Annotated in this window: 6 protein-coding genes and 2 pseudogenes; 5 read left to right on the top strand and 3 right to left on the bottom strand. The window is 69.4% G+C overall.

Annotated elements, in window-relative coordinates:
* From AB1460_RS33845 to AB1460_RS33835, 3 genes are all read left to right on the top strand, one after another.
* A partial coding sequence (locus AB1460_RS33845) for a hypothetical protein (RefSeq protein ID WP_368966366.1) occupies positions 1–595 on the top strand: 595 nt, incomplete at its 5' end.
* Between the two features lie 187 nt (positions 596–782).
* Entirely contained in the window at positions 783–2696 is a 1914-nt protein-coding gene (locus AB1460_RS33840; protein ID WP_368966365.1) for a diguanylate cyclase, read from the top strand.
* Positions 2697–3223: 527 nt separating this feature from the next.
* Positions 3224–3901, top strand: coding sequence for an IS6 family transposase (locus AB1460_RS33835; protein WP_368966369.1), 678 nt, complete (start codon positions 3224–3226; stop codon positions 3899–3901).
* A 214-nt stretch (positions 3902–4115) separates the two neighbouring features.
* On the opposite strand, the gene AB1460_RS33830 is transcribed toward AB1460_RS33835, so the two are convergent.
* Both AB1460_RS33830 and AB1460_RS33825 read right to left on the bottom strand, forming a co-directional pair.
* On the bottom strand, positions 4116–4883 hold the full coding sequence (locus AB1460_RS33830; protein ID WP_368966364.1) for a response regulator: 768 nt from the start codon (positions 4881–4883) through the stop codon (positions 4116–4118).
* Positions 4880–6475, bottom strand: a complete 1596-nt coding sequence (locus tag AB1460_RS33825) for an ATP-binding protein (protein ID WP_368966363.1) — start codon at positions 6473–6475, stop codon at positions 4880–4882. Before AB1460_RS33825 ends, AB1460_RS33830 begins: the two co-directional genes overlap by 4 nt.
* Before the next feature lie 234 nt (positions 6476–6709).
* Between AB1460_RS33825 and AB1460_RS33820 the strand changes: the two genes are divergently transcribed.
* Positions 6710–8191: a CitMHS family transporter gene (locus tag AB1460_RS33820; RefSeq protein WP_368966368.1), complete on the top strand. Its 1482-nt coding sequence runs from the start codon at positions 6710–6712 to the stop codon at positions 8189–8191.
* 89 nt (positions 8192–8280) lie between these two features.
* Positions 8281–8601, top strand: a pseudogene (locus tag AB1460_RS33815) (transposase); the annotation flags it as partial.
* Positions 8602–8615: 14 nt separating this feature from the next.
* On the opposite strand, the pseudogene AB1460_RS33810 reads toward AB1460_RS33815, so the two are convergent.
* Positions 8616–9491, bottom strand: a pseudogene (locus AB1460_RS33810) (transposase); the annotation flags it as partial.
* Positions 9492–9846 lie beyond the last annotated feature (355 nt).

The following is a 9846-nucleotide window of genomic DNA, read 5'->3' as shown; positions in this document are numbered from 1 at the left end:
GGTGTTCCCGGCGGCGGAAGCGGTGGTGGAGGTGTTCCCGGCGGCGGAAGCGGTGGCGGTGGTGTTCCCGGCGGCGGAAGCGGTGGTGGTGGTGTTCCCGGCGGCGGAAGCGGTGGTGTTCCCGGCGGTGGCGGTGGCGGTGTTCCCGGCGGCGGCGGCGGCGGTGGCGGCGGCGGCGGGCTGCCAGCCGCAGCGCCGGCAGTGCTCTCGGCCGTCCCGGGAACGCCTTACTACACCGGATGATCAAAGGTGCCCGGCCGGTGGCCCTCCGTCCTGCTCAGCGGGAGGGTCACTGGTCGAGGCCCGGCGTCCAGGGTCAGCCGGTGGCTCGATGACGGCGCCGGCCGGTCGGCGGGGACGCCTGCCGGCGATGTCGCTCGGTGCCTCCGCCGGACGGCCCATGGCAAGAAACCGCAGCAGGGAGTCCTCCGCGACGGGCACCGATCCGCCGTTCCCGATCTGCAGCAGCCGCCGGGCGTCGACCAGCAGGTCGACGGCGCTGTGGATCTACAAGCCCCTGGTCGAGGCGGCGCAGCTGTCGCTGGTCATGAAGCGCCAGGTCGTCGACGCCTTCGTCCGCTCCGGGCTGCGCTGACCGCAGCGGACAGCGGAGACGACAGAGCGGCGAGCAGTGCGCCGGCGCCGCTGGGTGACACCGCCAGCCGCTTATCCGACGAAAAACATCCTATGACCGGCTCTGACCCGCGCGGAAAGTAAACACATTCGCCGCGAATGCCCGGCACCGACCTTCGTGTTACCGTCGTTTTGATGGCAGCAAACAAGTGATCGGTCCGACAGGACGGCGGGCGCGCGGCGCGATGGCGTATCGGCAGTTATTCGAGCAGCCAGGTCGGGAGCCGGAGGGCATCCGGCTCCGCGGTCTGCTGCCGGCCCTGCCGGCCCTGCCGGAACACGGTCCCGGGCATGAGTGCGCACCGCGCGACATCGTCCGGCAGTCCTGGGCACGCGCCCGCGACTACGCGGTTCCTCCTGTGCTCGCAGACGCCCGGTATGTCGAGGTCGAGACGGACTCCCCGTTCGTCCGGGTCGCGCGGCCGGTGCTGAGCGCGGCCGTCGAACGGCTGACCGGGGTCGCGGTCATCGGGATGCTCGCCGACGCGGACGGCCTCCTGCTCTTCCATGCAGGCGGCGATCGCGCCTTCGAGCGCAGCGCGATGGAAAGCGGGCCGATCGTCCCCGGTTTCGATTTCTCGGAAGCGATCATCGGCACGAACGGGATTGGCACCGCACTGACCCTCGGGCACCCGGTACTGATCGATTCCTGGGAGCACTTCGCGGTGGGCGGCAAGTCATATTCGTGCGGTGCCGCTCCCGTGCACGGCCCTGGTCTCGGCTCCATCGTCGGCCTGGTCAACTTCACCTGCGCCGCGCAGGACACGAGCCCACTCCTGCTGGCCATGGCGTCCACCGTCGCCGCACAGATCGAGCGTGAGCTGATGGTCGCGGACCTCGCCGACCTGGCGGGCACCTGCCGATCCAGCGACCCGGCAGCGCTGCGAGCGCTGGTGGTCGCCGAGCGACGCCGGCACGTACTGCGGGGCCGCCTCAACCAGGCCGCGATCCGCGCGGCGACCACCGACGTCCGCTGCCTGCTGAGCCAGGTGATGGGCGCGGTCACCCAGCTGCTGCCGGTAGAGGCGGTCTGGGTGCTGCGCCGCCAGGAGTCGGGAACACTGCGGGTCGTGGCCACCTGGGGCGACGTCGCCGACGGCACCCTCGGCGAGCCGTTACCGGCCGACATCGCCGACTCCGTCCTGGGCTCCGCCCACGACCGCGGCACCTCCGTGCCCTCCGGACGGCCATGGCCGCTCCCCGGGCACCGGCACGCCTCCGGGTCCTGGCTCGCCGCCGCACCGGCCGCCGGTCCGGTGCCGCAGCCCGATGCCGCCCTCGGGCCCGGACCGCCCGTCCGGACGACCTCCACCTCCGCGCTCCCCCCCACACCGGTGCGCCCCGGCTCTCCCGGCGCGGTTCCGCCTCCCGGCAGGCCGGCGCCGTCCGCGGCGACAGGCAGCTGTCTGATCGTCGCTGCCCTGGCCACGAGACCCGACGAGGCCGCCTACGACCTGCTCACCGAGATCGCCACGGCGTGTGACGCCGCTGCCAGCTTCGAGGAGATCCGGCGTCAGGCGACCAGCGACTGCCTGACCGGCCTGCCGAACCGGCGCCGCTTCCTCGAACTGGCCCAGGCCAGGCTCCAGCACTGCCGGTGGAACGGCCGGCCCCTCGCCGTATTCATGATCGACATTGACCGTTTCAAGCAGGTCAACGACACCTTCGGCCATGCCACCGGCGACGAGGTGCTCGCCACTGTCGCCGCCAGCATCCGCGCCACCCTGCGGGCCGGTGACATCGTCGGCCGGATCGGTGGTGAGGAGATCGCCGTGATCACCGACCACGACCCGCCCGGTCTGGCCGAGCGCCTCCGCCAGACCGTCGCCGCACTCGCGTTCCGCACCGCGCGCGGTACTCTGGGGGTGACCGTCAGCGTCGGCACCGCTCAGCTCGCCCCCGTCGACACCACCCTCGCGGACGTCCTCGACCGCGCCGACTGTGCTCTCTATGCAGCCAAGAACTCGGGTCGCAACCGCGTGGTTGATGCCCCCCACCCCACCTCCTGCGCCAACCTCCCCCGCGCCCAGGCCTCCCTCTCGACGGGGGGTTCGGTACGATGACTCTCAGCAGGGCCGTTAGCTCAATTGGCAGAGCAACCGGCTTTTAACCGGCTCGTACAATGGCCGTCATCCGCGTCTTCCTTTGATCGATATCGCCGCAACCTGCATGGTTGGAAAATTCGACCCAGTTTAGTTCGGCTTCGGAATTTCCCTGATGCTCAATGTGTGCTCATTGGGTTGGGCGCAGCGGAAGATCTCAAGCTGCGTCATGTAAGGGCCGTCGGGGCTAGACATCCCGGACGGGTGGTGAGTGTCGCTTGTCTGTACACACGCTCGCCAGTCACAGTCCAGGGAACGCGCCCGAGATCAGCATCGTGATCAGTAGTATCGAGTGCACCGGTTCATGCTCGAAGTGATTGTACTCGCAGTCGTCCTCGCTAACGTTTGGTAACGATCCACTCCCAGATCCGATCACCCTGTTCTGGTTGAGTCAGCAGGCACTGTTGCATAGGCGAAGTCCGCCATCTCGACCACCGAGCAGTCATGATCGAAGGATGCGTCGACGTCGTGTCCGTCCACCGGCTCCGGTGTCGGAGTTCGCCGGGTTCCGGTTCCCACCGGAAGTGATCGTCCTGGCAGTGCGGTGGTACCTGCGGTACTCGCTGTCCTACCGGGATGTCGAAGAGCTCCTCGCCGAACGCGGCCTCGAGGTCGACCACGTCACGATCTACCGGTGGGTTCAACGCTTCACGCCCCTGCTCGTGGACGCGGCCCGGCCGTGTCGGCACCGCCCTGGTGACCGGTGGTTCGTCGACGAGACCTATGTCAAGGTCGCCGGCCGGTGGACGTACCTGTACCGGGCTGTCGACCAGTACGGGCAGGTCATCGACGTCCTCGCCAGCACCCGCCGTGATCAGGCTGCGGCACGCCGGTTCTTCACCGGCGCGCTGTCCCACGGGCGCCGGCCGGTCGAGGTCACCACCGACAAGGCCCCCGTCTACCCGCGGATCCTGGACGAGCTGCTCCCCGAGGCCTGCCACGTCGATGCCGCGCGGGAGAACAACCGGATCGAATTCGATCATGGCCGGTTGAAAGCCCGGCTCCGGCCGATGCGCGGCCTGAAACGGCTGCGTTCCGCCCAGACGATCAGCGCAGGGCATGCGCTGGTCCAGAACATCCGCCGCGGCCACTACGAACTCGGGATCGACACCGCCCCGCACGCACGGCTGACAGCCGCGTTCACCGAGCTCACCCTCGCGATCTGATCACCTGCTCGACAGGGCCAACCATGCCCTGCCATCCCGCAATGCAACAGACCCCTCCAGACATCCGCGCACACGACTTCGGACATCGACACGGGACAGGGCTGAGCAGGCCGGAAACCGTCCCGAAAACTAGTCCCGAAACACCCGTGTCCAGCACGGGGTGGACGATGTCTGTTACGCCCTTGGCCCCGTGACGCTGTTGGCCTTGGCCCGGCTACCCGTCATTGCCCGGAGCATGATCGTCGGCAGGCTCATGACCGTCCCGGTCGCTGGCGTGTGGCACGGGCTCTCGTCGACGGCCACCAGGATCTTGAGGTGACGCGATGCCGCGCCATCGGTACAGGTGCTCCGGGCGGCCGGCGCTGCCGTACCGTAACCGCAGTTCGACCTTGCCCGCGCGGGCAAGGTCGGCCAGGTATCGCTGGGCGGTGGCCCGGGAGACACCCACGATCTCTGCGACCTCCACCGCGGTTACCGGTTGGCCGGAGTCGTGCATCGCGGTGAGCACCTGCCGCGCGGTCACCGCCGAGCGCCCCTTCGGTAATCCGGCGGTCGGGGTGTCGTGCTCGTGCAACAGGGCCATCGCCCGGTCGATGTCCTCCTGAGCGAGATCTCGACCTGTTCCAAGGTGCTGCCGGTACCGGCCGTACGCGGCCAGCCGGTCCGTGAGTTGCTGTGCGGTGAACGGCTTGAGCAGGTAGTTGAGCGCCCCGGCGCCGAGCGCGGCGCGGATCGTTTCGGCGTTGGCCGCCGCGGTCAGCATGATCACATCTGCGTCGAGGTCGGGCAGGATCTCGGTGCCGGACCGGTCGGGCAGGTACTGATCGAGCAGGACGAGGTCCGGCCTCAGGTCCCGGCAGGCGGTGACCGCGTCCTCGGCTGTGTGCGCGACGCCTACCACGGAGAAGCCTGCCGCGTTCACGTATGAGGCGTGCACCCCGGCGACTCGGAAGTCGTCGTCGACGATCAGAATCCGGATCATTCGGCGCTCTGCCAGGCGAATCCGGGTTCCGGCCTGAGCACCCCGGGTAGCACCGCGACGAATATGGCACCGGCGGTCGCCCCACCGGCGTCGCGTAGTGTTACATGCCCACCGTGGTGGCGGGCGGTCTGCCGCGCCAGGGATAGGCCGAATCCGTGCGGTCGTGAATTGTCGCCGTTGGTGGTGAAACCGAGCCGGAATATGTCGGCGGCGTTTTCGATAGGGAGCCCGGGGCCGCTGTCGGCCACGTAGACGTGCAGGTCTGTGTCGGCGGCGAGCAGGCTGACCTCGACCCACGCGGGGCGGCGGGTGCCGGCCGCGGCGGCCTGGATCGCGTTGTCGACCAGGTTGCCGACCACGGTGACGGCGTCGAGCGGGGCGGTCAGCCGACCGGGAACCCAGGTGGCCTCACCGAGCCGTAAGGTGATCCCTGCTTCCGAGGCGACCGCGGCCTTCGCCGTGAGCAGCCCGTCGAGGTAGGCGTCGGAGAGTTGTCCGCCGCCGATCGACTCGCCGGCCAGTTCCGTCAGGTATGACCGCGCGTCGTCGGCGTGCCCGAGGTGGAGCATGCCGGCCAGGGTGTGCAGCCGGTTGGTGTATTCGTGGGCCTGCGCCCGCAGCGCGTCGGTCAGCGCCCGGGTCGCCTCCAGTTCACGGGACAGCCCGTCGAGGTCGGTGCGGTCCCGCATCGTCAGCACGGTGCCGAGGTCGTGGTCACCACGGCGGACCGGCCGGCGGGTCACCCGGACCACCTTGTCGCCGACGACGCGGAGCGTGCCGACCACGGTCGCGTCGTCGGTGAGAAGAGCGCGCGCCTCCGGCGGAAGGTCCGCGATTCGCCCCGGCGTGCCGTCGAGGATGCGGGCCGCTTCGGCGTTGCAGACACTGACCCGACCGGCGGTGTCCACGGCGAGCACCCCCTCGCCGATCCCCTCCAGTACCGCCACCTGGTCGCGGAGCAGATCGGCCAGCTCGGCCGGCTCCAACCCGAGGGTGCGTCGTTTGAGTCGGGCGGCCAGCAGCGCGGCACCCACCGCTCCGCCGGCGAGCGCCAACCCGGCGAACAGACCGGCGACGGGCAGCAGGTCACCGAGCCGCCGTCCGATATCGCGGGCGTCGATTCCGATACTGACCCCGCCGACGATGGCGCCGGCCGAGTCGTAGATCGGGACCTTGCCGCGGGCCGACTCGCCCAGCGTGCCCCGGTCGATGCTCGACACCCGCTCCCCCCGCAACGGCCCGGACGGGTCGGTGCTGACCCGCCCGCCGATCAGGGCGGGGTTGGGGTGCGAGTGCCGGATGCCGTCCCGATCGAAGATCACTACGAACAGCGCGCCGGTCGCGACGCGGACGCTTTCGGCGTCCCGTTGGATGTCGTCGCTCGGATCGGGACGGCCGCCGCGCACCGCGTCTCCGAGACCGGGTCGCGCCGCGACCGCTGTGGCTATTCCGAGCGCGCGGTCCTGGAACTGTCGCTCGAGCTCGGTGCGCAGGAGTGCGGTGACCAGCAAGAAGCCGCTCCCAGTGACAACCGCGATGACCGCCACCTGTAACAACATCGTCTGGGTGGCGAGCCTGGGGGGCCTCAGCACCGTGCCAACGTACCCCGGAACCCCCGGTGGACGACATGAGCTAAACGCGCAGAACACAATTTGTGCGGCTTACCGGCGCAATGCTATCAATACTACCGGCATCGACAGTTCGTCCGTACTGTCGCCCGCCATGAGGCGGGTCACACTCGATCTTTCGCGGGAGTTTCCGGATCTTTCACGGGAGTTTCCAAACGCCGCCTGCCACCGTTTAGACGACGAACGTTAGGCGTCCTCATGCTGCCGGTTGCCGGTTTCACCATGATCGCTGCTTTCCTTGCGCTGATCATGACCAAGAAGATGTCGCCGATCGCCGCCCTGATTCTCATCCCGGCCCTAACCTGTGTACTCGTCGGGCAGGGCGCGTCACTCGGGGACTACGTCCTGGACGGCGTCAGGTCGCTGGCACCCACCGCCGCGATGCTCATGTTCGCCATCATCTACTTCGGCGTGATGATCGACGTCGGCTTGTTCGACCCGATCGTCCGAGGCATCCTGCGCTTCTGCAGGGCAGACCCGCTGCGGGTGGTGCTCGGCACCGCGCTGCTCGCCGCGGTGGTCTCGCTGGATGGCGACGGTTCCACCACATTCATGATCACAGTCAGTGCGCTGCTGCCGCTCTACCAGCGGCTGAAGATGAGAGTCGTGGTGCTGACCTGCGTGGCCGCGACCGCCAACGGCGTGCTGAACACACTGCCGTGGGGCGGGCCCACGGCGCGCGCGGCCAGCGCCCTCCACCTCGACGCGGGCGACATCTTCGTGCCCATGGTCCCCGCGCTCGCGGTCGGCCTGGCCTTCGTCTTCCTCTTCGCCGGGTACCTCGGTCTGCGCGAGCGCCGCCGCCTCCACCTGCTGACCCTTGACGAGATCCAGACAGGAGTCGAGTCGAAGCTGCCGGTCAGGACCGAGCCTCAAATGCTCATCAAGGAAGGAGCGGCCGTGCCAGCCCTCGCCGGCGGCAACCCGGTCGGCGTCATCGGCGGCGACCGGGTTGCCCGGCCGGATACCCATGGGAACGGCAACCTGGCGAACGCCGGTGGCGGCGCGGGGCACGCTGCCGACGGGAACGCTGCCGAACACATCGGCCTCGACCCCAACCGCGCCACGCTGCGCCCCCGGCTGTTCTGGTTCAACGCGGCGCTGACCATCGCCCTCCTCACCCTGCTGATCCTGGAGGCGCTCCCCATCCCGGTGCTGTTCATGATCGGAGCGGCCATCGCGCTCTCGGTGAACTTCTTGCGGATGGAGGAGCAGAAAGAGCGCATCGCCGCGCACGCCGACAACATCGTCAACGTCTCCGGCATGGTCTTCGCCGCCGCGGTCTTCACCGGCGTACTCACCGGCACCGGCATGGTGGAGGAGATGGCCCGCGTAATCATCGACGCCATCCCCGACGCCCTCGGCCCACACATGGCGATCATCACCGGCGTGCTCAGCCTGCCGTTGACCTACTTCATGTCCAACGACGGCTTCTACTTCGGCATCGTCCCGGTCCTGGCCGAGGCTGGCGCGGCACACGGCGTCGAGCCGATCGAGATCGCCCGAGCCTCGTTGTCCGGCCAGATGCTGCACATGTCCAGTCCCCTGGTACCGGCCGTGTACGTGCTCATCGGGTTGGCCAAGGTCGAGTTCAGTGATCACATCAGGATGACGGTCAAGTGGGCAGCCCTCACCTGCCTGGTGGTGCTCGGCGCGGGAGTGCTGTTCGGAACCATCTGAACCGGCTCTGTTGCGCTGAGTGTTGGCCGGATCGAGGCTGCCCCCAGCAAGGCGCGGCGCAGTCGCCAACGCCCTGCTGGGAGCTGCGGGCGTTTCCCAGCGCCGGGCACCTTGCCGCCGCCGCTGGGCTGGTGCCTGTCCCGAACGACTCCGGCCGGCGCACCGGCAACCTGCACCGGCCACTGCGCTACAGCCGCCCGCTACGGCACGTCTTCTACCTCTCCGCGCAGACCAGCATGATCCGCCCCGGCCCGAACCGGGACTACTACCTGAAGAAGCGGGATCAGGGAGCCACCCACAGCCAAGCCGTCATCGCCCTGGCCCGCCGCCGCGTCGACGTCCTATGGGCGCTGCTGCGGGAGAACCGACCCTGGACAGCGACACCGCCCGCGTCCACGCGGACAGCTTGACAACACCATTGAGATTCCCAGTGCCCCGCGACCGCCCGGCCCGCGGCCTCGACGGGCCGGGCACCGATCCGCACCTCGGGCGTGACCATGCCGTCGCCGCGTCGTCCGGCCCGCGCGCGTGGCACCCGCAGCGCGCGGCCCGTGCGCAGGCACGCGACCAGCTCACGGCGCAACGCCCCCCGCCCCTCGATGTAAAGAGCCTGGTAGATCGCCTCGTGCGAGATCCGCATCGCCGGGTCGTCGGGAAAGTCGACCCGCAGCCGCCGCGAGATCTGTTCCGGGCTCCACGCGCTGACCCAGCGGCGGTCCTGGCGGTCCGGCTTGTTTCTGCCGGTGAACGGCGCCGTCCACGGGCCGGGCACAGGCGTGCCGTCGCCGCGGCGGACCGGCCCGGCGAGCCGGTCCTGCACGTAGCTGCGCAGCTGCTCGTTGCCGGCGAGTCTGGCAGTCTTGGGGCAAGCGGCACGGCGGTCGCGATGCCACTGCGCGAGCGTGGCCCGGTAGACCAGCGTCCCGCACCGGGTGCCGGCGTTACGCCGCAGCTCCCGCGACACCGTCGACGCAGGCCGGCCCAAACCCCGGGCGATCTGGCGGATGCTGTCCCCGCGGGCACGACCCAGGGCGATCTCCTCCCGCTCCGCGAACGACAGATATCGGCCCGACGGGGCAGGGAAGTCCGAAGGGGGCATCCCGCCGCAGTTGCGGAACCATCGGCTCCCGACCGCCGGCGACACGCCGGCCGCGACACCGGCATCCTCGCTGCTCAGCCCACGCGCGATCGCAGCCCAGAACCGCTGCTGATGCTCGCGGCGCGCCTCAGGCGGTCGCCCCGGCGACCGCATCCCCGCCCGCCCTGTGACCGTCTCGGTCCAATCCGCCGGCCGTCCCATTCCCACACCTCCGGATCGAGGTGTTGCGACGACCAGTTGAATCCGCCGTGGTAACTTCAACCTTTCCGTTAACAGGGCCGGTGCCCTTCACCGGCTCCCAGTCAGGACCGGCCCGTTGGCAGCCGGTCGAGAACTGTTGATGCTGCGGCGGCCTACTATTGACTGCGCGGCGTCACTGTCGAGCTTCTTGCGTATTCCGGTTCCTGGTAGCGTGTCAACACTAACCGAGAAGCTCGGATGGCCGCGTTCACCCGGCGGCACTCCTACCGCGGAGGCAAGACCCCCGCGGATCTCCTTGCCCGGCTCCGCGCCGCACCGGTCGCCCCCCTCGGCCTGCCACCCGCAACCCTCACCG

This window comes from Parafrankia sp. FMc2 (assembly GCF_041008525.1).
GTDB lineage: Bacteria > Actinomycetota > Actinomycetes > Frankiales > Frankiaceae > Parafrankia.
This window is presented reverse-complemented; position numbering and strand designations above follow the sequence as displayed.

Excerpts from the sequence above, each read along its gene's own strand:
- AB1460_RS33830 (WP_368966364.1), bottom strand. The coding sequence starts at position 4,883 with ATGATCCGGATTCTGATCGTCGACGACGACTTCCGAGTCGCCGGGGTG.
- AB1460_RS33820 (WP_368966368.1), top strand. The coding sequence starts at position 6,710 with ATGCTGCCGGTTGCCGGTTTCACCATGATCGCTGCTTTCCTTGCGCTG.